Source organism: Nitrospina watsonii (assembly GCF_946900835.1).
GTDB lineage: Bacteria > Nitrospinota > Nitrospinia > Nitrospinales > Nitrospinaceae > Nitrospina > Nitrospina watsonii.
The window spans coordinates 721,926-747,905 of the sequence record NZ_OX336137.1 but is presented as its reverse complement, the minus strand read 5'-3'; the positions used below and the strand labels follow the sequence as shown (position 1 = coordinate 747,905).

Annotated in this window: 24 protein-coding genes; 2 read left to right on the top strand and 22 right to left on the bottom strand. The window is 51.0% G+C overall.

The genetic code is table 11. The features are described 5' to 3' along the window. Positions 1 to 5 precede the first annotated feature (5 nt). The 21 genes from QML71_RS03345 to QML71_RS03245 all read right to left on the bottom strand — a co-directional run bounded on the left by QML71_RS03345 (position 6) and on the right by QML71_RS03245 (position 22,801). A complete protein-coding gene (locus tag QML71_RS03345) occupies positions 6 to 1,697 on the bottom strand; it encodes an NADH-quinone oxidoreductase subunit 5 family protein (RefSeq protein ID WP_282010486.1) in 1,692 nt (563 codons plus the stop codon). A gap of 152 nt (positions 1,698 to 1,849) precedes the next feature. After that, positions 1,850 to 2,143: a helix-turn-helix transcriptional regulator gene (locus tag QML71_RS03340; protein ID WP_282010485.1), complete on the bottom strand. Its 294-nt coding sequence runs from the start codon at positions 2,141 to 2,143 to the stop codon at positions 1,850 to 1,852. Positions 2,144 to 2,496: 353 nt separating this feature from the next. Next, positions 2,497 to 3,969 (bottom strand): complex I subunit 4 family protein, encoded by a 1,473-nt coding sequence (locus QML71_RS03335; protein WP_345742333.1) that lies wholly within the window; start codon positions 3,967 to 3,969, stop codon positions 2,497 to 2,499. A gap of 123 nt (positions 3,970 to 4,092) precedes the next feature. Then, complete coding sequence (locus QML71_RS03330; protein ID WP_282010483.1) at positions 4,093 to 6,192, bottom strand: NADH-quinone oxidoreductase subunit 5 family protein; 2,100 nt, start codon at positions 6,190 to 6,192, stop codon at positions 4,093 to 4,095. An 8-nt stretch (positions 6,193 to 6,200) separates the two neighbouring features. Beyond that, entirely contained in the window at positions 6,201 to 7,670 is a 1,470-nt protein-coding gene (locus tag QML71_RS03325; protein WP_282010482.1) for a complex I subunit 5 family protein, read from the bottom strand. After that, complete coding sequence (locus QML71_RS03320; RefSeq protein WP_282010481.1) at positions 7,667 to 8,044, bottom strand: cation:proton antiporter subunit C; 378 nt, start codon at positions 8,042 to 8,044, stop codon at positions 7,667 to 7,669. Before QML71_RS03320 ends, QML71_RS03325 begins: the two co-directional genes overlap by 4 nt. Beyond that, entirely contained in the window at positions 8,037 to 8,489 is a 453-nt protein-coding gene (locus QML71_RS03315) for an MnhB domain-containing protein (protein ID WP_282010480.1), read from the bottom strand. Before QML71_RS03315 ends, QML71_RS03320 begins: the two co-directional genes overlap by 8 nt. Further along, positions 8,486 to 9,016: a DUF4040 domain-containing protein gene (locus tag QML71_RS03310; protein WP_282010479.1), complete on the bottom strand. Its 531-nt coding sequence runs from the start codon at positions 9,014 to 9,016 to the stop codon at positions 8,486 to 8,488. The genes QML71_RS03315 and QML71_RS03310 overlap by 4 nt, the downstream gene beginning before the upstream one ends. After that, a complete protein-coding gene (mnhG, locus tag QML71_RS03305; RefSeq protein WP_282010478.1) occupies positions 9,013 to 9,312 on the bottom strand; it encodes a monovalent cation/H(+) antiporter subunit G in 300 nt (99 codons plus the stop codon). Before mnhG ends, QML71_RS03310 begins: the two co-directional genes overlap by 4 nt. Before the next feature lies 1 nt (position 9,313). Continuing rightward, complete coding sequence (locus QML71_RS03300) at positions 9,314 to 9,580, bottom strand: MrpF/PhaF family protein (protein ID WP_282010477.1); 267 nt, start codon at positions 9,578 to 9,580, stop codon at positions 9,314 to 9,316. Continuing rightward, positions 9,577 to 10,137, bottom strand: coding sequence for a Na+/H+ antiporter subunit E (locus QML71_RS03295; protein WP_282010476.1), 561 nt, complete (start codon positions 10,135 to 10,137; stop codon positions 9,577 to 9,579). Before QML71_RS03295 ends, QML71_RS03300 begins: the two co-directional genes overlap by 4 nt. A 69-nt stretch (positions 10,138 to 10,206) precedes the next feature. Further along, the gene (locus QML71_RS03290; protein WP_282010475.1) at positions 10,207 to 13,233 is read right to left on the bottom strand and encodes a DUF2309 domain-containing protein; all 3,027 of its coding nucleotides are present in this window, start codon (positions 13,231 to 13,233) and stop codon (positions 10,207 to 10,209) included. A 65-nt stretch (positions 13,234 to 13,298) separates the two neighbouring features. After that, positions 13,299 to 13,592 carry a helix-turn-helix transcriptional regulator gene (locus QML71_RS03285; RefSeq protein WP_282010474.1) on the bottom strand — a complete coding sequence of 98 codons (294 nt, stop codon included), beginning with the start codon at positions 13,590 to 13,592 and terminating at the stop codon, positions 13,299 to 13,301. A 1,313-nt stretch (positions 13,593 to 14,905) separates the two neighbouring features. Next, entirely contained in the window at positions 14,906 to 16,498 is a 1,593-nt protein-coding gene (locus QML71_RS03280) for a type II secretion system protein (RefSeq protein ID WP_282010473.1), read from the bottom strand. A gap of 96 nt (positions 16,499 to 16,594) precedes the next feature. Next, entirely contained in the window at positions 16,595 to 17,713 is a 1,119-nt protein-coding gene (locus tag QML71_RS03275) for a tail fiber domain-containing protein (protein WP_282010472.1), read from the bottom strand. 113 nt (positions 17,714 to 17,826) lie between these two features. Beyond that, positions 17,827 to 18,747, bottom strand: coding sequence for an ArdC family protein (locus QML71_RS03270; RefSeq protein WP_282010471.1), 921 nt, complete (start codon positions 18,745 to 18,747; stop codon positions 17,827 to 17,829). A gap of 575 nt (positions 18,748 to 19,322) precedes the next feature. Next, positions 19,323 to 20,279, bottom strand: a complete 957-nt coding sequence (locus QML71_RS03265; protein WP_282010470.1) for a nucleotidyl transferase AbiEii/AbiGii toxin family protein — start codon at positions 20,277 to 20,279, stop codon at positions 19,323 to 19,325. After that, complete coding sequence (locus QML71_RS03260; RefSeq protein ID WP_282010469.1) at positions 20,269 to 20,865, bottom strand: DUF6088 family protein; 597 nt, start codon at positions 20,863 to 20,865, stop codon at positions 20,269 to 20,271. Before QML71_RS03260 ends, QML71_RS03265 begins: the two co-directional genes overlap by 11 nt. A gap of 629 nt (positions 20,866 to 21,494) precedes the next feature. Further along, on the bottom strand, positions 21,495 to 21,647 hold the full coding sequence (locus QML71_RS03255) for a hypothetical protein (RefSeq protein ID WP_282010468.1): 153 nt from the start codon (positions 21,645 to 21,647) through the stop codon (positions 21,495 to 21,497). A gap of 81 nt (positions 21,648 to 21,728) precedes the next feature. Beyond that, positions 21,729 to 22,037, bottom strand: a complete 309-nt coding sequence (locus QML71_RS03250; protein ID WP_282010467.1) for a hypothetical protein — start codon at positions 22,035 to 22,037, stop codon at positions 21,729 to 21,731. A 209-nt stretch (positions 22,038 to 22,246) separates the two neighbouring features. Further along, positions 22,247 to 22,801, bottom strand: a complete 555-nt coding sequence (locus QML71_RS03245) for a recombinase family protein (protein ID WP_282012572.1) — start codon at positions 22,799 to 22,801, stop codon at positions 22,247 to 22,249. 203 nt (positions 22,802 to 23,004) lie between these two features. Here QML71_RS03245 and QML71_RS03240 point away from each other — a divergent pair, with 203 nt between their 5' ends. Beyond that, positions 23,005 to 23,511, top strand: coding sequence for a hypothetical protein (locus QML71_RS03240; RefSeq protein WP_282010466.1), 507 nt, complete (start codon positions 23,005 to 23,007; stop codon positions 23,509 to 23,511). 5 nt (positions 23,512 to 23,516) lie between these two features. Here the strand turns inward: QML71_RS03240 and QML71_RS03235 are convergent, their stop codons facing one another. After that, positions 23,517 to 24,392: a hypothetical protein gene (locus QML71_RS03235; protein ID WP_282010465.1), complete on the bottom strand. Its 876-nt coding sequence runs from the start codon at positions 24,390 to 24,392 to the stop codon at positions 23,517 to 23,519. A 361-nt stretch (positions 24,393 to 24,753) separates the two neighbouring features. Here QML71_RS03235 and QML71_RS03230 point away from each other — a divergent pair, with 361 nt between their 5' ends. After that, positions 24,754 to 25,974: a Fic family protein gene (locus tag QML71_RS03230; protein ID WP_282010464.1), complete on the top strand. Its 1,221-nt coding sequence runs from the start codon at positions 24,754 to 24,756 to the stop codon at positions 25,972 to 25,974. The last annotated feature ends 6 nt before the right edge of the window (positions 25,975 to 25,980 follow it).

Below are 25,980 nucleotides of genomic sequence, written 5' to 3'. Positions count from 1 at the left end.
TGTATTTAAAATCGACTGGCTACTTTTTGAGCCAATCGCAAAAGGTTATCGCCACATCGCACATAAGCCAGGTCGAGGTAGAACCGGTTGATCAAAAGGATGTACATTTGATTTCGAATTGAAAGAATCCAGCTTCTCATAAATATGGCCTGGCCTTTGGAATTGGTATAGAGAACGACCCAGCCAAAAACAATGAGAACCGTGGCCATCAATACAAGCATGTCAAAGACCCTGGGATGAAGCGCCGCAGCCTTGAAGAATCCTGCCGCCACGCCGGGCTGATGGTAAATGAAATGCGTGAACGCCTCGCCCGCCCACAGGTAAACAAAGACGATTAAAAACAGAGCGCCGACCATGGTGCTGACCGCCGCCCAAGACCCGACAGGGTACAAGCGATACAAACTGAACATGGCCTGGGATGCCGTCACCCAACCGAAAAAGAGAAAAATAACGGTTCCGTTGGCATCTTTCAGTGGAACATCCAACACGTCATGCGCCAGCATGAGAATGACCAGCGGCATGATTAAAGTGAGGATCAAACCCGTGATCCAGGTTAAATGCGTCGGTGCCTGCACAGGTTGGTGCGCCGACGCATCCGGAAACTCGGGCTCGTTCCGTGCTTCATGGATGCCCTGCCCCGCCCCCAAAAATAATGTCGCTTTAAAAAGGCCGTGCGCGATCAAATGAAAGATTGCCAGTGCAAAGGCCCCGAGCCCGCATTCCATGACCATGTAACCCATTTGCCCCATGGTGGAAAAACCCAGGGTCTTTTTAATGTCGTTTTGCACCAGCATCATGGAGGCGCCGAGCAAAACGGTCAGCGCGCCAATCACAAACACAACATGAAGCGTCGTTGGCGAAAGCGCATAGAAAGGAGCCAATCGATTCAACAAAAATCCACCGGCATTGACGATTCCTGCGTGCATGAGGGCGGATACCGGGGTAGGCGAATCCATGGTGTCCGGCAGCCATACGTGCAGAGGGAATTGAGCCGACTTGGCCATGGCGCCGACAAAAATCAACAGTGTGATTAAGGAAACCACGTTGACGTCGAACAGGTTTCCGGGCAGCAACGAAATCGTTTGAGATCGCTTTGCCGCCTCGAACAGTTCCGAAAACTCCAGAGTGCCGTAATACTTGTAGGTCAGAAAAATTCCGAAGAGAAAACTCACGTCCCCGACACGGTGAACGAAAAACGTCTTGAAGGCGTTCTTTTTGGCGTCAGGATGGGAGCAGTTGAATACGAGGATGAGGTAAAGGGCCCAGCTCAACAACGACCAGAACACAAACAACATGAACAGGTTCGAACTGCAAACGAGGGACAGAATCACAAAGGTGATGAAACTCAGCAACGCGTAAAACCGGGCGTAGCCGGGATCGCCCTCTAAATATCGAATTGAATAAACATGAATGATCGTGCTGACACTGGTGATCAACACCATCATGACCGCAGTGAGACGATCGATCAGCAGGCCAACCTTGAATACGGCGGAGGGGTCGGAGTTTACCGGCCACAGCATGATATGAATGGAGCCCTTCGTACTCACATAATAAAGAGTCCAGGCAGCTATAAAGAATGCACTTACCGTTGCAATGACCCCCACCCTGGCTACAAAAGATGGCACACGCTTGCCGAAGGCCCCGATGAGGATTGCAGCGAACAGGGGAAACAACAGTATAAGAATTGAAATTGTCATGGCGTAATTATTGCCCTTTCCCGGTTCAAGCTTTCAGCTCTCTTAAAAGCTTTTTCAGGTCCAATAATTAAAATTAACTAAAGCCAGAATGCGTTTATTTCAGCCTCGTCAATGATAGTCCCCGATGGGGCCAACGATTTGCGTCAAGTCATTTATTTATTAATCAGCCGGATCAGATCGCGCACCTGCCGATGCTTCTCTATCGAATGGCGCAGCGACTTGCGGCTGAAAACTTTGTACACGTTCCTTCTTCCATCGCGGTAATGCTCCAAATACTCGTCCGCCTCCAGCTCAACGATTATGCGTTGAACGGCGCGCTCCGTGATACCCACTTCCACCGCAATGTCTCGTATCCGCGCAGACGGGTTATTGGCCAGGCACAACAGGACGTGCGCATGATTGGTCAAAAAGGTCCACGACGGCGCAACCACTTTCTCTGTTTTCATCCACGATCCTTATTGGGAACATGCGGGATTTCTAAAGCCCCGCCTCGCTCCGACAGGCACTAGAGGGAGCACGATCCAAAAATCGAAGAAACTCTATACTCGAATAAAAGACGCACGATACATGAAATGCAATTCACTAGTCAACCAGTTTTTAGAGATTCCCGGATGGGCAAGCGTGTCTTCATTCAGAATGAAATGAGGACGTGGGTACCCTCCTCGAAACCTGCGATAAACACACCGCTTTTCTGGGAAAACTGTTTTGCAGGAAAACAGGGCTTCCGGCGGATTGAGCGCGTTCCACGCAAAAAGATTTGTTCAGGGCCCCACAGTTGAAATTTAGATACTTCACCCCCTTACGGCCCTGTGGCTTGTTGGATGAGGTGCAGCACGCTCGCATCCATCATCTCCATCAAGGGGCCGGGGTACAAGCCAATGCCCAATACCAGGATGGCCAAGGGAATCAGTGTCGCCAACTCCCGGATCGATAGATCCCGGAGCGCTTCGGCAGCCTTCGTCGAGGCCTCTCCGAGGGCCACTCTTTGCAGCATCCACAACATGTATGAGGCGGCCAAAAGAATACCGCCGATAGAGATGAGCACCATGGCAAAGCTGACCTTGGACGTTCCCACCAGGACCAGAAATTCCCCAATGAAGTTGCAGGTGCCGGGCAACCCAAAGGCGGCGACGGAAAATAAAAAGAACAGAGCAACAAATCGGGGCATGGTTTTATGCAGGCCGCCATAATCGGAAATCGCCCGGCTGTGAGTGCGGTCGTACAATTGTCCCACGGCAATGAACAAGGCCGCGGTGGTGAGGCCGTGATTGAACATTTGCAGGACGGCCCCCTGGATGCCCTGGTTGTTGAACACAAAAATTCCGAGCGTCACAAAACCCATGTGGGAAACGGAAGAATAGGCGACGAGTTTTTTTAGATCGGACTGCGCCAGGGCCATGTATCCGCCATAAATAATGGCTGTGACCGACAACCACAAAATATAGGGGGCGAAATCCGCCGAAGCCTCTGGGAACATCGGCAGACAAAACCGCAAAAATCCATACCCCCCCATTTTCAACAGCACCCCGGCGAGAATGACACTGCCCGCCGTCGGGGCTTCGGAGTGCGCGTCGGGAAGCCACGTATGAAAGGGAACCATCGGCATTTTTATGGCAAAAGCCAGAAAGAACGCCAGGAACAACCAGAATTGCGTGCTGGAAGAATACGTTTGTTCCGTCAACACCAGTAGATCGTAGGTATGTCCCCCATTGAGATAAACACCCAGTATTCCCACCAGCAGCATCAAGCTTCCCGTCAGGCTGTACAAAACAAATTTAAGCCCGGCGGCGATGCGATTCGGCCCTCCCCAGAGAATGATCATGAAATACATGGGAATCATTGTGAGTTCCCACAACATGAAAAACAGGAAAAGATCGAGGGCGGTGAAGACCACAATCATGGCGCCTTCCACCAGCAGGATCAGCGAAAGATAGGCGCGCACCCGTGTCGTGATGCCCGTCCACGAACACAGGACACAGAGTGGGGTGAGAAAGGCGGTGAGTATCACCAAAAGAATACTGATGCCATCCACACCCACCGCATACTGAATGTTGAACGTGGGCATCCATTCCATACGTTCCACGAACTGCATGTTTTTCTGGGTGAGATCAAAGCCCTTCCACAGTATCAGCGAAAGGAAAAATTCCACCATCGTGAAGCCAAAGGCAATGCGTCGAATCCATTCCTCATCACGCACAAAGGCCAGGGCGACGATTCCTAAAAACGGAACGGCAACCATGCAACTTATCAGATGATCCATCAATAGAGCCATTGGAGACACCTCTGTCCTGCGAAAGAAGCTATCATCTGGTTTTTCAAACCAGCGCAAGGAAAACGACTGGGCCGTTCGCAACCCGATTCAATTTTTACAACAGGACTGCAAATCGGGGACTCATCAAACCATGATATACAGCAGGCCCGTCATGGCCCCCAACCAGAATATCATTATCAATAATTGGCGTTGGATGGTACGGGCTTCAATCTCTTGCAGTAATTCTCCTGCGGTATTGGCTTGTCCTGCTGCCCGGTCCAGTTTTTGTCCCAACCAACGGATATCAACAATGCGCCATAACCACCCGGCCAAAGACACCGAATGAGCCGCGGTAGAATGAACAACATGGTCGATGATTCTCACATCAACAATGCGCCACAACAACCTGGAAAAATGCACGGAAGACGTCGCGATAGAATGGATGAAATGATCGATAACCCGTATGTCAATATTCAACCACAACCAGTTTGCGCACCGCAGGGTTGGGTTTACCAGCCAGGCATCGTAGATTTCATCAAAATACCCTTTATTCCAAAACAGGACATACCATCGATTGCTTCTTACATTTGATCTGGAGACTTGATGTTGCGGGCGCATCTGTGTTGAGTATGCATGGAGCCACCCCGCCACGGCCACGCCAAGAGACATGACAAGCCAAAAAGGAAACCCGTGTTGCACGGCCGCTTCGCTCAACGTGTCTCCCGGATGGGGCAAAGCCGGGGCGAGGAAGTTGGCAAACCCGCTCCAGATCATGGTCAACAGCCAACCGGCACACATCACAGCCAGAAAAAGCCCCGTTAAAATGGGGCCGTTTAAAAGCTGTGGCCGAACGGATTGCGCATCCGAACCAGGCTGCCTTGAAGCGGGTCCGTACGTCTTGGGTCCATTGACAAAAATCGCAGTGACACTTTTAAAAATATACTGGGACGCCACAAACACCGTGACCAGGGCAATGATTTTGAATCCGATCGTGGCCGAAGCAATCCCTGTGACACCCCACAAATATTCATACGATCCGGAAAACAGCACGAACGGCGGAAGCAACGCCAACAACAAGGCCCCACCATATAAGACCCCCATGCCCTCAGAGACACGGTGTTGATGGACGTCATGCTCAAGGTCCCGTTCCACGGCTCGCAACGCATTGCCGGTAGATAGAAAAAAGAACGCCTTGTAGCACCCATGGGCAAGGAGGTGGAAAATCGCAACCGCAAACGCGCCCAAACCACAGGCCATCACCATGAATCCGATTTGACTGATGGTGGAATAAGCCAGAATCTTTTTGATGTCCGACTGCGTCAAGGAAACCATTCCGGCAAATACCGCGGTCGCGGCCCCAATAATGGCGATGAACGTCATGGCGAATGGAGAAAGGACAATCAACGGGCTCAACCGCACCAGCAAAAAGGGACCGGCATTCACCATGGTGGCCGCATGAATCAGCGCCGAGACCGGAGTCGGTGCTTCCATCGCAAAGGGCAACCACACGTGAAACGGCATTTGCGCCGATTTTCCCATCGCCCCCATAAAGAGGAAGAAGGAAATGAGTGTCATGGAATGGGTGGGAAGATCCAGGCCCATCCACCCGAGGACATTGATGGTATGGTCCTGCATGCCTTCCGCCTGAGCAAGAATGGTCGGGATGTCGAGTGTGCCAAAGGTGAAAAAGGTAAGAATGATGCCAAAGCTGAATCCGACATCCGCGACGGCGTTAACGAGAAATGCTTTGGTGGCAGCCCGGCAAGCAGCAGGGCGTTCCGCCGCGTGGGAAATCAGCAAATAGGAACAGATCCCCATGACTTCCCAGCTAACCAGCGTCATCAAAAGGTTGCCGCTCATGACCAACAAAATCATGGAAAAAGTAAACAACGCAATGACGGCGAAAAACCGATTGTATCGGGACTCTCCTATCATATAGCGGGAAGAATACACATGCACGATCGCACTCACTCCTGTGACCAGAAGCAAAAGCAGAACCGTCAATTGGTCAACGAACAGAGTCAAGTCAATGGTCAGGGAACCGGATTGAAAGAGGCGGTAAAGAGAAACGGTAAAAGGACCGTTCCGCAACACTTCTATGAGAGCGGCAACCGATAGAGCAAAGGAAAGAACGATGGCAGGAATCCCGATCCGGTGACCGTTTTCGCCCCAGCGCCGTCCTCCAAGCAGAAGAATGAGAGAAGCCAGGAGAGGAAACAAAGGAATGAGGGCGAAAAAGGCCATGGCTTTCCTTAAAGATGCGGCGGCAGAGCCCGGTTCAATAAAAGCTGAACAATGGGACCACTGAATAAACCAAGAATCATGACGGCTGCGGACGTGACTCCCAGAGACAGTTTAAAGGTGAAGGGGATTTCACCCGGCTGAACGTCCGATCGGGTCGATGCCTGGCGGAAAATACTTTCAAACAGTTTAACGAAGTAAGCAAGGGTCAGGAGCGTGGAGAGCACCACCGCAGCAACCGAAACATAGTCGCCCGCTTCCAACGCTCCAAGGATGATGTACCATTTACCAAAAAATCCACCCGTCGGAGGCAAACCAATCATGCCCATGGCCACAACAACCAAAGACCCGGTAAGCCAGGGGGTTTGTCTTCCAACCCGTCCCAGGTCATCAATCGTCTTGATCCCATGAAGGCAAAACGCCACGCCTGCTAAAAAAAACAAGGCGGCTTGCATGACGGCATCGTTCAATAAATAAAAAATTCCTCCGACAAACCCAGTCTGATTGCCTTGACCGATTCCAATGAGAATGATGCCAATGTGCGAAATCCCCCCATAAGCGAACATCATTTTAATATCCCGCTGAGCCAAAGCCAGGCTTGCGCCTATGACCGCCGCCAATGATCCAATAACCGCCACCAGCAGCAAAATCGGAATATGAAAAATCACGATGGACGAATTCAAGACCCAATAGATGATTCGAATCCACGCCAGCAGTGCTACTTTGGTGACGAGTGAGGCAAGGATCGGGGAAACGGATTCAGGTGCGTAGGTATAGGCCTCGGGCATCCAGGAATGAAACGGGACCAGGGCCATCTTGATCCCCAAGCCAATAAACATAAAAAGCAGTCCACCCACCAGCGCTTTAGAACTGAGTAGAAGGGGAAGCCGGGCGGCCATATCCGTCATGTTGAGTGTCCCCGTCAACGCATAAAGATAACCCACCCCTAAAAGAAAAAGGGAACCGCCCAGGGTTCCCAATATAAGATAGCGAAAGGCCGCAAACAGCGCCCTGCCCCCCGCGACACCAATGAGTGCATAACTCGAGATCGATGCGACTTCCAAAAACACGAAAAGATTGAACAGATCCCTGGAGAAAACAATACCGGTCAGGGCGGATACCAATAACAAAATCATCGTGTAATAATGAACGATGCGGCCTCCCAGAGCCTTTGGGGAAGTGGGTCCGGTAAACACCACACCCAGCAAACCCAGGATACTCAATAAAACCAGGACGACACTTGCCAGTCCATCCGCCACCCACTCAATGCCGAAAGGCGCCGTCCACCCGCTGAACATATACCGCACTTCTCCATGTTGGATGACGTTATAAAGATTCAAAATAGAGACCGGCACCATGGCCGCGAGGATGGCTACGGAAATCGGGTGGCTCCAATGACGGTGCTTCAGGCAAACCACCGGCATGGAAACGGCAGCAAACAATGGCAACAGAAATAGAATGGCGGGCAGTTGGTGGTTCATTCCAGTTTTTCCAGAATCTTTTCCTCGTCCAGGCTTCCATATTTTCGATAGATCGCCGCGCACAGGGCCAACCCCACACCCTGGATCGCCACGCCAACCACAATGGCAGTCAGCGTCAAGACATGAGGTAACGGATTCGCGTAATCGGCCGCCTGCACCGTTTCCGTCGTTGACAAGAGCACGGGAACCGTCGCGCCCTTCTTCGTGCTGAGAGACACCAGGAAAAAAATCACGCTGGTTTGCACCAGATACATTCCGATGAGTTTCTTGATCAGATTGTATCGCGTAACCATGATGTAAAAGCCCCATAGAAAAATGATGACAAATGTCAAAAAATTGGGGCGTTGAAATATCGCGAAAAATGCATCAACCATTTATCGAGTCCTCCATGATCTCTTCCGCCGACAGGCTGAACACAATGGAAACGGCTGTCACCGCAACATCCACAGCCACACCGACTTGTGCGAGCACGATTCCCAGAGATCTGCGGGAAGCCGTTTCAAGACCCGGGATTTCCAGGTTCGCATAATTGAGAAACTCCCCCCCTCCAATCATGCACAACCCGCCGAGACCCGCGTAAATCAGCATCCCGATCCCATCACCATGCAAAATCTTTTTGGCAAACTGACTCCGGGAAGCATCGTGACCAAAGATCAAAACCGATAGAATCATCCCCGTGCTCAGGATCACCCCACCCACAAAGCCGCCGCCGGGTCCGTATTGCCCGAAAAACAACACATACAAACCAAACATTTGAACCACCGGGATGAGAAAGCGTCCCAGGGTCTGCACAATAATGCTGTCGTGTGGGCGTATCATTTGGCAGACCTCCTAAGCAGTAAAGCGCAAGCAATGCCCGCCGCAAAAATCACCAGGGTTTCGATCATCGTATCCAGCGAGCGGTAATCCATGAGGACCGACGTCACAACATTCGGGGTGTGAGTATCCTGATAGCTCTGTTCGAGATAGGTCGGCGAAACATGAACGCTCGCCGGAGAATTCGGGTCCCTGAATTTGGGAAGATCGTTCGCGCCATAGAGCAAAAGAACTCCCAGGAGCGGAAACACAATAAACGTCGTCAGAGAAGGAGGCGGACGCCGAAGCCGGGTGTCTTTGGGAGCCGTTCCGAATAGAGTTAACAGGAACAGAACCGTCGCCAATCCCGCTCCCACGACGGCTTCCACGAAGGCGACATCGACGGCTCCGAGCAAAGCCCAAATCAACGCCAGGAAAAAACTATAAGAGCCCAGGAGCAGAACGGCGCTCATCAAATCCTTAACCAGGATGGCGCCTGCGGCCGTAACAAGCAGAAGAAGGAGCAAAAGAATTTCATAAGCAAGGATCATGAGGTCTCCTTTTTCCAGGGTTTCAAGCCAGACCGGAGAGCCGCGCGAACCGTGGCATGGGCAATGACCGGATTCTGAATATACAGCAAGGCCAACACCACCAGAATTTTCAGCGTATTTTTATCCAATCCTTCATGAAAGGCGATGCCAACCAAAACCAAAAAGGCTCCCAGGGAGTCTGTCAATGACACGGCATGAGAACGGCTGAACACATCAGGCAATCGAATCACGCCAATCGCAGCAACAAGCAGAAAAAACGATCCCGCTACTATAAAAATAATGGAAAGGATATCCATGCTAGGAATGTTCCTTTTGTTCCAGATATTTGGCCACGGCAAGCGCTCCCACCAAGTTCAGCAGGGCATACCCCGTCGAGATGTCGATAAACATATCGACCCGCTCAAGAAAAATTCCAATGACAATAAGTAAAATAATTGCTTTGGTGGAAATGCCATTGAGACCCAGCACCCGATCAAAAATTGTGGGGCCCTGCAGGACACGGTACAGATAGGCGCCGATGAGAACAGCCAACAACACCAAAACACAGAAAAGAAATATCTTCATAAATCCGGCTCTTCGTATTTAAAAATATCTGCAATCTTCGATTCGATCTCTTTACTGGTGACATCTTCGCTTGAAACTTTATCTATCGCATGAACAACAATCTTGTTGCGGTCAACCTCTACAGTAATGGTTCCAGGGGTCAACGTAATGGAATTACCGAGAAGAACAACGGCTCCGTGGTGACGCAGTTGTGTTTCCACAAAAATCAAATGAGGAGAAATGGGAAGCGCAGGATGCAAAATAAGCTTGGACAAATGAAGGCTGCTTTGAACGATTTTGTAAAAAAGCCAGGGAAGATAGAGGAAGATTCCGAGCCACAAACGAAACTTCGGAACGAAAGGTGAGTGGCCGGAGTTGACCCAGGCCACGGCGAAGGAAAGAACCAACCCCAAACCAAGATGCCTCCATTCAAAGCTGGCGGACAACAAAACCCAAAATACAAATAGCGCCATGGCTTTTAAAAACAGGAAGCGGGGTGATACCGGCCTGGGTTGCGTTTCTAAAATATTATCCAGTACGGGATCGCCTTTAGAATGTCCGTCCTTTGGATTTTTCATATAAAAAGCCGGTTGTAAATTTAGAATGAAACATCTGTAATTTTTTTATTACAGCTCAAACGCCTGACTTCAATTTATGTTTGATTCAGGAACATGAACCGCTTCCCACGTCGCATTCGGGTTGTACCGATGAAACTCGAATTTGCGAAGATCCAGGGCCACAAGATTAAGCCATTGGTTATGAAACAACTGTTGAAGGATCTCGTGTTTTTGAATGATGGCTGAGATCACGTCCGGCGTCTGTTCGATGATGGCCAGGAGGCGCATCGGTTCATGAAAATGAGCGTCCCCGTTATTGACGGTTTGCAAGGGGAAGCCCATTTGCAAATCACTCTGGCTTCCCCGCATCATCCCAACGCCTCCAACGACATTGTGTAACACCTTGCTCCCGCTTCCATGCTTCCATGGATCCACTGCAGAAAAGTAGTAACCCGTATTGATCCACTCGCCGACAATCAATGGGGCGGTCATGATTTTTTCGAGGATGGCGCCTTGCGGGTCGGCAATGGGATCGTAAGAATGCAAAAAAGCCCGGCCACCCAAATCCAATCCTTTGGTCAGTGTTCGCCTTCCAATGATAAACGCGGCATTGCCCGCCAATCCCCATTCCGGCCGCGGGTTCGCCCAATCGCAACTGCGTTCCTCGACATGAGCAAACGCCTGCTCTGCAGAAATTTCAGCCGGAGCACCGGGAATGCGATGGCACCGCTCCAGCGCCTGCTTTGCCCCCGCTGCTTCCAGATCTTTTTTCAACGCCTGCAAATCTTCTTGATGTGAATCCGGAAAGTCCTCCAGATCGTAAAACCCGACCCGGTCCGTCGTCGTGTTATGTTTTCCCGGCAGAAACCAAGTGTCATCGGGAATCGGCAATCCTTTTTCCCTGAGGATCCGACGCACTTCCGGTTCATTCGCCATCGCGGCAAAAACCCGCGCATTGGCATCGCCCGGCCTGCCCCCGCAAGCCCCGCAATCCAACGCCCCATAATAAGCATTGTTGTCCGTCTCACTCCCATGGCCGCACAAGCACACCAACCGCGCGAAATTTTTGGTGAGTCCCATGGCACGCAAACCGTTTTCGATAAACGTCGCCCGTTCCGAAAGAGAAAACCCCGCCGCAAGCCCGTCAGCAACCCCCTCCGCGCTCACCTCCCCGATTCTCGGACTTTGAGGATCCAATGGCGTGGAAATCGATATGCGGGTTGGCACCCTGCGCGTCAACCCGTTCTGGATCGCGGCGGTCATGGCACGAAATCGTTTTTGGAACAGAGTCTTGCCCACCAACCCCAGGCTGAAAAAGAATCCCAAGGCATCAATCACCATCATCGACCCGACAGGATGATGCTTCAAATCGTGAAAAAGATGGCGACCCAGCAAGCCCCAGCGAGACTCCGAAGAATATTTTTCCAACGCCTCGTCTTCTCCCGGCCGAGGTGTCTCCACCACCCCATGGTTGGGAGTCAATAACACCGGGCATAACGAGGAACGTTGATCACAATCAAAGGCCAGATGGCTGATGGGAATGCCAAAAAACCCCGCAAACCCAAACGTCTCATAGGGGCCTTGGGCTTCAATATGGCGACGAAATGATTCCGAACGCACGTCGATACAAAAGGCCAGTTGCGCATGCGGGCGCGTTTTCGACTCCGGTACCGTCCCGCGATGCGCTGCAATTTTGCTCAGTAGCTTCTCTCGAAAGGAATCCTCGTAGGCCTCAATCCATACCTTTCCATGCTGATCCGCAGGGAAGTGATCCAGCCATTGCAACAATATCCGGGCATCAGTAAGCGGGAGAGCGCGAACTTCTCCTGGAGACAACTCAAGAAACTGCGCCAAATGGAACAATCGCCAGGCATGCCGGCATTGCATCAGCTTGGCTGGATCTTCGGAGTGTTCTCCATGCCCAATGCGTTGGTGGTATTCTTCGGATCGATCATTCCAATATGCAGTCAGGGCAGAAACCGTCCCATCAATCCCCCATTCCCGCCGGCACCTAATGCCGATCAACTCCACCTCATAGAACAACCGCACGGCCAGGTATTGTGTGATGTCGATCGGATGCTTGCGCTGCGCATGGTAGGCCGGGTGCTCCCCAAGCCACCTTATGTATCGCGTCCAGCCCGGCAACGAAGACAGTTGCCGGGAGAGGTAACCATTCCATTGCTCCTGGGGAATTTCGAGTTGGTGCAGGCTGGAAAGGATCGCGTCCTCGGGAGTGGCGGGAAGGCCATGAACTTTTTGCGCGAAATCCGGGATCCCCAGAAGCCGCGCCGAAAAATCCTGGGGCGCCAGGTTCCGCCAGGCCTGGTAGAAACCTTCCTCCCGGCCGGGCATGTCCCAGCCGGCCAACCCTTCATCGAGAAACGCCGACACCCACTTGATGAGTTGATTATTGATTTGTTCGACCCCCCCGCCTTCGGTCAAACTATCGACCCAATCGCTGAGGGTGCGTTGAGGCGGCAGGGAAATGGATGCGGATGTTTGCGGGTGCGAGTCTTCAGATTGTTGAGAGAAGGCAGCAGATTCGGATAGCTCCAGGGCGGCTAACACACTCTCCCATAAATTTGTCAGGTAGGTTTCTTCAGGATGCTCGCCGGGCGCGCATTCCGTGAGGTATCGTTCAATGATTCGTTTGCGGGATTCCTCGGGAAGGTCTCGCCGAAACTCTTTTGTCGCACCGCCCCCGCTCAACTCCCATTCCAGAAGCGGAGGGGGCAGTGCCTCGAAGCCATAAAGCAGGTGCAGTTGCCAGACCTCTTCGGGAGCCACCGTCCGGCTTCCTATCTCGACAGGAACCCGCCCGTCCGCGCCGGGCCCGGCGCGGGAGAACGCGTGTTCAAAACTTTTTTGGGTGATGCGGCCGTTGCGGTAAAACTGGCGGTACTCGTCGTTGGCGAGGTAGCCGTTGCCGCCCAGCAGGTCTTTACCTTTTCGCACCGCCTCATCAAACGACAGGTATTCCAATCCGTGGAGGGGATTCTGCGCGACCATCGTCCGCATGGGCCAGAACGGCGCGATCGGCTCGCAGGCATTCAATACAATCTGCCGAACCTGATCTCGAATTTCCTGGGAAAGGGACTGTACCGAAATAGAACTCATAGAGAGCGACCCATTTTTTCAGTCTCGCCAAGTTAGTCCCATGCGGGATTTATAATTGCGTTCCCTTATTTAGTAATCAGCCGGATCAGATCATGAACCTCTCGATGTTTTTCGATGGAATGCCTGAGAGGCTTGTGGCTGAAAACTTTATACACGTTTCTCCTGCCATCGCGATGGTGCTCCAGGTACCCGTCCGCTTCCAGCTCCCCGATGATGCGTTGCACGGCGCGCTCCGTGATGCCCACTTCCACCGCAATGTCCCGTACCCGTTCAGACGGATTTTTGGCCAGGCACAACAAGACGTGCGCATGATTGGTCAAAAACGTCCACGATGAAGCAACTATTTTTTCTGTTCTCATCTACGATCCTTATTGGGAACATGCAGGACTTCCAAACCCCGCATTCACCCGACAAGCATTAGAAAGAACACGATCCATCACTCGAATAAATACTAACACTAAATACAGGAATCACGATACACGAAATGCATTTCATTAGCCAACAATCTTTTAAAAGCCGCGGATCGGCATGCCTGTGCCAATGCGGAGCGCAGCGAGGAGATCGATACCGCCCATAAAGCCGCAAACAATCAGCCGTTTTAGCAAAAAAGCCCTTTAATATCAGTTCGCTGGCGCAGGAACGCTGGATACCTGGCGGATCAGATGGCTTGCCGATGTCGCACCGGGTTCGCTTTGCTCGAGTTGCGGGATCACGGGATCAGCAGGCTATGGCTGGGGCAGCCTATGGCTGGGGCAGCCAACGAAAATTCGGATTCCACGGCAGGGGGTGCTCTTCAGACGATCAATACGCAAAAAGGGGCCGACGCTTTCAGCAGATGCTTTGGATCATCGCCAAAATACGCCGCCCCTCAAGCTAAGAATGGAGCTGAGGTCCTCGGCGGACAGCCAACGCCAGTAATAAAAAAAGCCGCTGAACCCAAACATGTTCCCATGCTGAGTCCAGCGGCACCCCTTGCAGGGGAGCCGGAATGCATCCCCCGCTTTTCGGAAATAAAAAAGCGGCTGGATCACAACTTTCCCAAACGTTGCGTCCAGCCGCAGGCTGGTGGAGCTGAGGGGGATCGAACCCCTGACCTCTTGAATGCCATCTGTGCAGGGAGGTTTTCCCAAAAAGTAATAAGGGGATTAAAACGGGACCTGCAAAAATCGTCTAACCTTAATGTTTTAGGCGTCTTTTGCGTCACTATCAACTGTAGCCAGACTGTAGCCGTAACGGAGATTTTAGAAAGCCCGGTTCCCAAATTTTCTGCATTTTCCGGCCAATTCTGAGCCCTTTGGCTACAGTTTGGCTACAGTCCCCCTTCAATTTGTGACCGCTTGGCTTTTATTATTCCGGTTTTTTAAGCTTATAAACTTTCAAGGGGGCGGACTCCCATCGGAATCGTCGCTTTCCTTTTTACCTACTTTCTCAGGGAATCACTCGATTTAAAAACGGAAACACCGGGCATAACAGGTGCCTGTTTTTTTCGGGCCGCCAGCGTTACTATTGAACCGTTAAAACAGGCAGTTCTACTGCCCTTCATCTTAAAGGAATCCAGATAACTTGCCCAAGAGAAGGAACATTATATTTTTCTATCTGGTCATTATTGTATTTGTATATTTCTTCTGTTTCAGGGCAAATCCCTCTCCCGTCAGCATAGAGATCTTTACTTTTATCTAATAAAATAGAATGCACGGCCGTCTGCTTCCAATTGGGAAATTGTTTTTCCAATACAGTATGCCATAGACTCTGTTGAGCCCCCGAACGTACCTTTATATCTGCCATCCGGCCAGAACTGAATACTGTAAGAGCCACCTCCTTGACTGGTATGGGTATAGGGGTCTGTATAACGGATCTCTGATGTTGTGCGGCCGGAAAGATAAAAATACTGATGATAAGTGACACCGTCACTCGAAGAACAATGCAGCACATCGGGCCAGCCGGGAAACATGCCGGTTCCGCTACCACCACCCATCGGCATCCATTGTGGTGTTCCGGCATTATCGGCACAATATTCCATCTGATCCGCACCGGAATTATACCGCGTGGCCCCACGGTTTGAAGCGGTACACCCTGCGCCCGTATTGCCGATTTTGACTTCACCCTGTATATCGAGTTTGGATTGCGGCGTGCCCGTCCCAATCCCAACGTTACCGTTATTAAGAATTGTAAAAAATTCAGAGCCAGCTGTATTGATATCAGGTTGATTAAAGATACGAAACCTGTCCTCCCAATTATCAATGCCCCAGGCCGGTGCTGTGTCGGCAGGTCCTAACTTTGTATCAACTAGGCCTATGCGCGGTGATGTTGTTGCAGAAGAATTTTGCTCTACCAAAATTCCGGGGGCGGGGGTGGTGCTGTTATCCTTTACATGCAACGCGGCCTGCGGATCATCGGTCCCGATTCCGACATTACCGGGGTTGCGGTTAACGATATTGGTCCCTGTGGGGTCTGTCGCTTCCCACCAGCCGTCAATTTTGTCATCCAGCAGGGAAAACGCGGTGCGGTCGTCAAAATAAGAGGCGGTTTCGCCCCGGCTGATTTCCACATCCCGGAATTCCCCATCCATATCGCAGTTTTCACCATCGGCATGAAGAACATTACAGGCCGTTCCATGCAACGCACCACTGGCCGTATAGGAACCGGCACCATCCAGCCCGTGTGCAATCAGGGTAAACTGCGCATCCGTAATGGGCGCACCTGCGGCCTGATGAATGGTGATGGACCCCGGCTCGGTCGGATTTAACATTCCGTCCTCAACAGCCAGCTTCACAGATATGGCATAGGTCAGGCGGTTATCACGCGGGTCCATGGAGTACTGATTGCCCAGTCCCAGTGTCCGCACCGGTACACCGCCGATATAAACATCGTTAACAGGGGTTCCATCTCCTTTATCATCCAGAAACACACCTGTTGCCGTAGCATCACACACAAGGGTCGGACCGCTTCCGGTGGTCTGTTCTTCCCCAAAGGACGCATCCGTCACAGGCACATCCAGAGGCGACGGACAGGGAAAGCGTTTATTCGCTTCAATAAAATCAGACAAGGACGTGCGTACATGGGCGGAAATCTCCACCATCTCCGCTTCCTGCTTCTGCACCAGATACAGCTCCAGCGTCCGCACAAATCCCGCCAGCATCAGCCCGGCAATCACAAAAACAATGGATAGTTCAATGAGGGTAAACCCCGCCCTGCGCTTCCATTTACAGTCAGTGGCGACCTCGTTTGTTTCTTTTGAGAGGGGCGACATAAGCTCTCTTTCCATCAAACCGTCCTTATCCTGCGAATCACCTTAGAAACCTCGCCGGAACACCGCAAGGAAGCAGGATAAGTTATCCACAATTTGTTTGGGAGAGCTTTATTATTCGTTACAAATGGCCGCGTCAGGATGGTCCGGGCAAACCAGTTTTTTCAGTGCCTCATTTTGGGCTTTCAATTCCTTGAAGGCCTCAATGAAATAAGCGGATAAACCCCGATAATCTACTGTGAGGGTTTTCATTTCATCATCCCGGACATGAACCAAGGAAGGGAGAACCTTCTGGACCTCCTGAGCCAGAATACCGAACTGACGCCCTTTCATGAATTGGTCCTCCGGCTTTTTCCATTCAAAAGAAACGCCTTCTAACGCGATGACCTTGGAAAGGGCATCATGAACTTTCGTTATATTCATTTTGAGCCTTTTATCCGAAGCGTGAATTATTGATCCGCTTTGGGCTATTGAACCGTTTACATCTAATTTTCCTGCTGGACTAAACGTCCCAATCCCGACATTGCCAGAGGGGGTTATCTCGACATATGATGCCCCATCGTGATGCAAGCGAAAGAGACCATCGAAATTATCTATATTCCAGTCGTTGCTGGAACCTGCGCCAAGGAGCGTAAGTTCACCACCTTCTTTTGGGGCGCCTTGGCTGCGAATCCTAATAGTTCCGTTACCTGTGTAAAAGGAGTCTTTTACATCTAATTTTCCTGCTGGACTCAGCGTCCCGATGCCGACATTGCCGCCATCTTGTATAACGAACTCTGTTGCGCCCCCCTGAAGGCCGTGGACTATGAGATTACCCCCCTCTGCTTGTAAATGGAGGTCTGTTTCTGCACCATTATTTCTTGCCATTATTTCGTTATCGTCCATGACGATGTTAAGACCTGTCGTTGGGCCTGTTACCAGGTATCCTCCACCGGTGAGAGCCGCATCAGTGCCGCCATTAATATGCAATGGTGTTTGCGGCGTAATCGTCCCGATGCCGACATTGCCGGTGTTGTCATAGCCCCAAGCCAGATTCCAGGTACTACCATCGCAAATAATAATGAAATGCCCCAAGAACTCGCTTCCGGCACCGCCGCCCACGCGCCTGTAGTGATCTGTCTCCCCGGCAGTGCAGGGATCGCCCGGTTGCGCTTCCTGGGCCTGGGCCGGGTTGGTTGCGGCCAATGTCAGAAGGAAGATTAATAGAAGCGGTAACTGGGTGTTTAAGCGCATGGTCCAAACTCCGGTCCGTAGGGCGTTGACTATTTTTCAAACCCTAGACCGTCTTCCGCACCCTGCCTATGGACCGGCGGGATGGACTTCAATTTTTCTGTGGATAAAGGGGCCTAACGGCCCCCGGCCTCCACGGGCGAACGGCGGGCCAGAAGCCAAGCCGCCGCCTGATCCGCCTTGCTGGCCGCCGCGAAGACAGCCTTTTTGTCTTTCTTCAGAACCTCAAGCCAGTTGGCGATGTATTCCGCGTGATCCTGACGCGGGGAAGGCGTCACGCCCAAATCGGCGCAGAGGAAAGCGGCACCGAGTTCGGCTACCAGCTCTTCCATAGCGTAGGAAGCCTCGCCAAAGCGTCCGGTCATGTCGCGGGCGCACCGGCTGTCATGGCCGCTCCAGTGCGTGAGTTCGTGAAACAGCGTCGCGTACCAGCCTTCGGTTGCGGATGACGTGTCCGTGCCGGTGAAGAATTCCCGGTGAGGCATGAGGATGAAATCGCCCGCCGGGTTGTAGCAGGCCCGGTTGCCGCCGATGCGGATATCCGCGCCGGTTGCGGCCACGAAGGCCTCCGCGCCGTCCAGCACGGCCACCGGATCAGCCGCCGGAACTGCCGGCGGCGTCCAGCCGTCCACCTGGGCGGCATTGAAAACCCACGAAGCGCGGGCGTAGCAGCGTTTCCCGGTTTCGATTTCGCCGGTGTCCTTGTTTTCCGTTTCCACCTCCATTTCCTTGTAGAAAACCACGAGGCTCGACTTCTCCCCTTTGCGCACCTGGGCGCCCAGCTTTTTCCATTGTTTGTAGGTGGCCCACGTGCCATCCCCGTAGCCTTTGGCCATGGCGGCAGCCCAGAGCGCCACGACATTGATGCCTTTATAGGCGTTGCCCGTGGACGCGTTGACCGGACGGCCCAATGAGGCCCCGGCCTTGATCCAGGGAAGCGTGACCTTGCCGGAGCAGGATTCGAGAGCGGCAATGATCTGGTTGGTGATCTGGGTATGGATGTCCTGAATCGGGTTCTTGGTTTTGGTTGCGTTCATGATGTTTCTCCTTTTTGTTATCCGGCCGCGCCCATCGCGGCTCCTTACGGCTTTCGCCAGAAGGAGCGGCCAAACCGAACCCCGCACCCGTACGGGCTGGAGAAACGCGGAAGACAGGAAAGCCAACGGACTTTTTTGGAGGGAACCGGGCGCGAGGAAGCCGCAGGCGGGGAAAAAAGCCGGTGGCCCTGTTGCGGGGGGGAGGTGCCGGTCCTAGAAAGACGTCCAAGGAGAGGAGCCGCCGGGCGCGTTGCCCAAAAGGAGAAACGAAACGCAAACCGATTGAACCCGATATCCACGCCCAGAGAAAAACCAACCGGACGCGTCAATCAACGGCTTCCGGCAAGCTTCCCGAAAGCAGGGGCAGTGCTTCCGGCACACCCGTCCGGTTCGGCCACGTTCAAGATGTTCAATGGAAATTCAAGCGGGATGGGCACCCGCCAAAGGCAGGGGATGTCAGGCCACCACCAGGAAAAAGCGAGTAGGGGAAAGGATGGGTAGCCTTGTGGTTTTGGGATTACAAGGAAGGGGAAAACGGGGAAGAAAACGAGAGGCGAAAAATGGAAAAGCGCAAACTACAGCCGGTCTAAATTCTCCTGGATCACCGCCAGGATTTCTTCAAAGGACGGCTGACCTTGATAATACAGTCCTGGACGTCGCTCAAATTCCTTCGTGTAAAGCGCACGATTTTCTGGATCACGCAACAGGAAGGCTTCGTTTTCACGCAAAGGGAACTTCTGGTCTGCTTTGGGGAAACGCTTGGCTTTATGCTTTTCATAGGCTTCACTTCCGATAAATTTCTGAACCTGCGCATTCTGCAACAGGCAAAAAACGTCATAGTAATGACGTAGGAAATTGGCTGGAAATTCTTTTCCCTCTTTTTGGTTTCTGAACTTGGTGGCAATGGTCTGAAGTTTTTCAACCAAAGTGTAGCCGGAATCGTAGCAGGGAATCTGCAAAGCCTTATTGTCAATAACGTCCACTCCCTTGTCCAAGGCGAAGCCCAAGGCCCATGAACCAATATCAATGGGGTGATTGGGAATGACATCATCAAATCCTGCCTCCAAAAGCACCCCATCCTTGGCCGTTCCATCTGAAGGGAACGCCGGTTCATAATAAAGCCGAATTCCGCCACTGAAATATTTAGGCGGACTGTCAAAAGTCGTATCCCGCTCCACCTTAACGATGCCCGGAATTTTTATTTCCCGGGCCAGGTGATCGTAAAACTCTTTACGGCTCTGCCGGTCTTTTTCCTTGTTATGGTTTGCTGATGTTCTGACCTTCAATGATGCGGGAGGCGCAATATGAATATCAATATCCTCCGAGAAACGGTGAATAATGCCAAACCCTTTCGACAGGGAAGTGCCGCCTTTAAGTTGGAAGTCGTAGCCTGCCTGCTTCAGGCCATAAAGACAGTGCATGATCCAGTAATCCTTTTCCGCAAGGTAGGGGTCGATATTCCTTTCCGCCGCTACAGCGCGGATCAAGTCAGGAAATTCAGGATGATCGTGAAGGTATCGCTCAGAGGACATAACTTACATTAGAGCGATTGAGTAAGTCTTCAAAGAACTTTTTTGTTCTTGCTCCCCCGAATTGGCGGACTGCTTTCCGGAGTTTTCCTTGATCCATGGATAAAGCTTTCTCCGCAACCTTGTTGCGGACGGTTTCCTTGTCCTCCATCAGGAAATCAAGGTTGTTCATGAGGTCAACCATAAGAAACTCCTCAGAGGGTTTGCGGGGGATGGGCCGGTTCTTCAGGAAATAAAAATTGCGGCCATTCAGAGTGTGCCGTCCATCGCGCTTGCGGTTATAAACCAGCTTTTCGTTGTAAAGCTGGGTCGTTCCAACACCGAGGGCGTTGTAGGCATTGAGGGACGCCACATAAAAATCATCATCTTTCAGGAAAGCGCGGACCAGCTTTTCATCTTCCGGCGGGACTTCTCCAAAGGAAGCCTTCCTGGGGCAATAATACACCCCGCCAGCTAACCTCTTAAGGACACCTTCCTTAAGAAGCTCTTGCAAATGCCGGTCTACCGACCTGGATCGCCGGGCGAGTTCCGCCCGCCGGTAGACCTGCCCTGGTCTGAGATGCTTTTTAAATTCTTTGAGTTTGGACATAGCTTTTTCCTATCTATCTTTAATCCTATAGGAAAGTTTGCCTGATTGTCAATATTTTAGTCTAAAATTCATTCAATAAATTGCAACGTAAATATATTAAAATCATTTAAAAACAATATAATAGATAATCTTTGTTTTCTCTATGGCTAATTTTTTATTGTTTATATCGTCCTAAATTTAGAGTTTCATTGCCGGGGAATGGTTTCAGAATCCTTCGGAACCGACTGAAACGATTTTTCACGAGAAAGGGAGGCCAAAAACCATTTTTCATGGCCTGTTACCGTTTTTCATGGACCTTTCGCCCTGGTTATAATTTTCGCAAGAAAAAGACCTTTGAATCGGACGTCTCTATCATTGTTTTTTGGCGTGCCGGTTTCGATCTGGGTTAACCGCCTCCTTTTTCTCCCTTTCTTCAATCCAGACCAAGCCTTCCAAGGCCACAACTTAGCAAATTCTTTCCAGTGACCGGCAAGCGCGAAGCGCTTCTCCTCTGCCGTTGCGACCCGTTCGGGTGCGGTTCTCCTCAAGTCTGTGCCATTCGCGGCCTCAAGAAAGGCCCGGATGGTCCGGGCCTCGAAAAGAGGAGAAAGACCATGGAATCGCTTACAACCGCATTCTCAACCGCCAGTTCACCAAAAACTCCATTCAATGACTTTCTGTTCTGGCTCATTGTCATGTTCCTCATCATTGACGACTCCATTCAGGAACAGGATGCCCGACGCGAAAAGAAACGCCGTCACCGCCGGTTTCTGCGGGACGTGCAAAACAATCGCCGCCGTCATTTCCTCCCTGCGGCCAATGCTCCCCGGCCATGAAAAAACGGCCCTCGATTGAGGGCCGTTTTATTGTTAGTGGAGGGGGCTTCACCCTGGTAAAGCTTCGTCCAAAAGTTTCACAATATCCTGAGGAAGGAATTCCCTTGGATCGTCGTAGCCCAAGATGCAGGTATCATGCGGGATGATTTCCTTCCCGGCCTTCTTGATCGAGGTGATGATGGTGTTGTGAAGTCCCCAGGCTTTAATCTCGACTTCGTAGCCTGCATCCGTTAGCGCGTCGGCGACCTGCCAGGTTTCGATCTGGGCATCTCCGTCTCCGAAGCCGAATTTTTCGAAAGCCTCTTCCCATTTCCAGTGATAGGTTCCTCCGCAGTGATCGCATTCAGATATTGGCATTTTCTTTCTCCTTTATCGTTTGGTTTTTCTCAACATGCGAAGGCAACTGCCGGTCGAAAAGGGTGAGAGGTCACGGGTAACACGGTGGCGGTGCGGGCCGCCCATTGACCACGAACCGCGACCGGCGACAAAGCATGAAATTTGAGAAAACCGGAAAGAGAAATGAACCAGAGAGGAGCGATCACAAAGGGAATTTGCTCCAACTGGATTTAAAGGCTGAGACCGAATCTTTGGAAGGCGTGGGAAAGGGTGCTGCGGGAACAGCCCAGTTCGCGGGCCATGCCCATAATGGTGGATTTTCCTGCATGAATTTTCGCATGGGCGTGGGCCACGTCGCGGGAATCCAGCTTGTAGGGCCGCCCGATATGCTTGCCCCGGCGTCTGGCGGCGGCCATACCTTCGCGCGTCCGTTTGATCAGGTTTTGCCGCTCGAACTGGGCAAACGCGGCCATAACGGTATAGATCAATTCCCCAGAAGGCGTAGAAGTATCCACGTTAAGCGTGACAATCTGGAATTCAATACCGCGTTGGCGGAGTTTTTCACTTTCCAGGAGGGCGTCCACCGTGGAGCGAAACGCGCGATCTAAATCCCACACGACCAGTGTGTCACCGGCCTTCAGTTTCTTCAGGATTTTCTGATAGACGGGGCGTTTCTTGCTGGTGGCGGAGAGTTTTTCTAGGTGTACTTCATCGCAAAGGCCCTTCAGCCCGTCAAGCTGACGGTCCGGCCTTTGCTCTTCGGTGGAAACACGTAAGTAGCCTATTTTCAGAGGATTCCCTTCCCATGCAAATCAGTGTCCAAAGAACACCATGCACAAAAAGGGAGCCCTTTTCAACAGGCTCTATTTTAACAAATTATCAGGTGGGCAAATCTACAAAACCATTTTAAACCATTCGATTTTTTCCAACAAAGGCTTTTTTATGAAAATGGCACAGGAAGGGCTCCCTTATTGGACGGGAGTTTTTCATGACCACTATTATTCTATCCGGTATCAATCGCGGCACCGCAACAATTGTATCCAAAACTTATTTCACTTCTTTCCGCCAAAAAATCGGAGTGGCTTTGATCTCCGGTATGCTAGCCTTCACTTCCTTTTATCTCACCTGGGTTGAACCGACTTTTGCAGAAGCAGGAAACGGAGTTGAAGTCGAGGGACATACTCCGCCTCAATTGGTTTCCTTCGCCGAATACAGCAAAATGACGCAGGATGAAAAAAGGGAAATTTTCAAGAACACTATAATTGACCTCTATATCAAACTGAGGCAAAAGGGCCAAGAATCCAGAGCGCAGTGTTTGAAAGATGCTTTTGGTAACTCTAATGAATCTATATTAAAACTAATCGCCACATTGGAAGCCAAGGCTGAGCTCGAAGAAGAGGACCAGAAAACCAGATATAAAAAGCCGGTTCCATGGCATATTGCCCGGCGCATGCTTGAAATCTGTCCATCTACACCAACTCCAGTAGTAAGATAGCCTTCTTAAGGTGAAGGAGTTGGTATAGAAGGGCCGGACTCCGTCAAATCGTAATTGTCATCAAGGAAATCATTCTCCAAGTCTGACCTATTTTCAATGCCTTTATTAGTTGTCTGGAAATCATTTTTCAGTAATTCTTTTTGATCTCCAATAAATTCAACTTTGTCCTCAAAAGCCACATCGAAATCGTTATCAATATCGCTTTTTAATTGTTTTATATTTTCCCCGATTTCTTCAGCCTGCTTCCGGCCCTCATCGGGGGACATCTCTCCACTTTTGACTTTATCTTCAATTTCTTCGGTTTTGATCTGGGCGTTATTCACGGCCTCGTTTCCCTTTTCCACTCCATCCTTGTATTGATCCCACGCCTGCTTACTCTGCATGGTTCGGACCGCACCCTTTTCCTGATGGATATCATGGGCCTCTTTCAGGAACGTTTCGTCCTGCAATTCGTTCCAAAGTCCACTTTCATCCTGATAATAGTAGCGGTTTGGATCATTGGCGTCCGGATAGACTTCAAGCCCTTGAGGAAGCAAAATCACATCCGCCTGGAACGCGGCTTCATCCCGCTCCAGATTATTTAACTTTTCCTGAAAGTATCCTCGGGCATCGGCGATTTTTTCCCTGACCTGATCCATCGTTTCCAGGAATTGCTGATGGATGATCAGCGTCATTTCCCGAAACAGGTCCTCCCGACGTTCCTTTTCAGCTTTCTCCTCCCTGGTAATTCCATCTCGGTTGCCGTCCGCGAGGTTAACGCCGGCAACATTTCCGGAATCCAGGGCCAATAGGGTCTGCTGGTTCGTAGGATTACCTTGCCAAATTCCTTCTTCAGGAGGTGAGGCTTTGATAGAAAAGGTTTCTTTAAGATTGATCCCCATATTGTCTCCACTTAACAAAATAAAATTTCCACAAAAATGATATCAAAAGGAAGTTAAGACTTTGTTTATGGAAACTTTTGGGATGGCGGCTAGGAATATTTTCCGTAATCTTTATTATCACATCCATTTATCGTGGCACGTGGAACCGAAAAATGACTATTCGCACTCCTATTAACAGTGTAAAAGAGCTTCAATTTGGCTCATAAGAAACCCCGTTTTTTCCTGATCCCCCTCCCCTAAACCTAGCAATAAAGCCACCAAGATAGCGGACTTAATGGGGCTATTAAAAATCCATTTTAGTTTAATAACTATATGTTATATAATAGGTTATTGTTATTTATAAGCGGACATTTAAGCGGACATGAAACCGGACAAAAAAACGGCGCAAGATAGGGGAGAAACCCTTGGTTTGATGGAGCCTTTGACCATATCCCAAGGTTCCAGGCACAGGTCCCAGCTCATGGATATTGCTATGGATTTGGCATCCAAATCCTCAGGCTTCCGCCGCAGTTTGCCTCCGGGCATTTACCAGGCTCTCGCAAAGCTAGTCCGGACAATGAACTGCTATTACAGCAACCTGATTGAGGACCACAATACGCATCCTATTGATATTGAGCGGTCCATGGATAATGATTACAGCCAGGATCCCAAAAAGCGCGACCTGCAAATAGAAGCCAAAGCCCATATTCTTTGCCAACAATGGATTGATGAAGGCGATCTAGCTGGACGAGTGTACACGGTCGATGGGTTAATGGAAATACACCGCCGTTTCTGTGAAAACCTGCCTGAAGATTTACTTTGGGTTGAATACCCAGACAATGACAATAAGGAGAAGATCAGGGTAATCCCCGGCGAACTCCGGAAGCGGGATGTTAGAGTGGGCAAACATTATGCGGTTAGTCCGGGAGCCCTGTCCCGTTTCATGAAACGATTTGAAGATGCATACAGTAATTTAGGAAAATCCGAGGCCATCCTGGCTGCCGCAGCCGCCCATCATCGGCTTGTTTGGATTCATCCTTTTATTGATGGGAACGGACGTGTGGCCCGACTTATGTCTCATGCGGCCATGCTTGAAACACTGGATACCGGCGGGGTCTGGTCTGTTGCAAGAGGGCTCGCCCGAAGCGTGGATAAATACAAAAGTTTATTACAGCAGGCAGACTTGCCCAGGCGAAACGATTTAGATGGGCGCGGTAGTTTAAGCGAAGAAGGTTTGGCAGAATTTACGCTTTATTTTTTGGAAGTATGTCGTGACCAAGTAAAGTTTATGGAAGAACTGGTCCAACCGGATCGTCTTCGTACCCGCATTTTACTTTGGGTGGAAGAAGAAATCCGGATGAAAACGTTGCCTGACCATTCAGGAAAAGTATTGGACGCCCTGCTCTATCGCGGGGAGCTTCCACGGGGAGACATTCCCGAAATCATTGGAGCTGGGGACCGTCAAGCCCGCAGAATTACTTCTGCCTTGCTAAAGGAGGGTGTTCTTACTTCAGAAAGTCCACGGGCACCTCTTCGACTGGCTTTTCCGGCAAAACTAGCCGACCGGTGGATGCCCAATCTATTCCCGGAAAAACCCGGTTAATTTTTG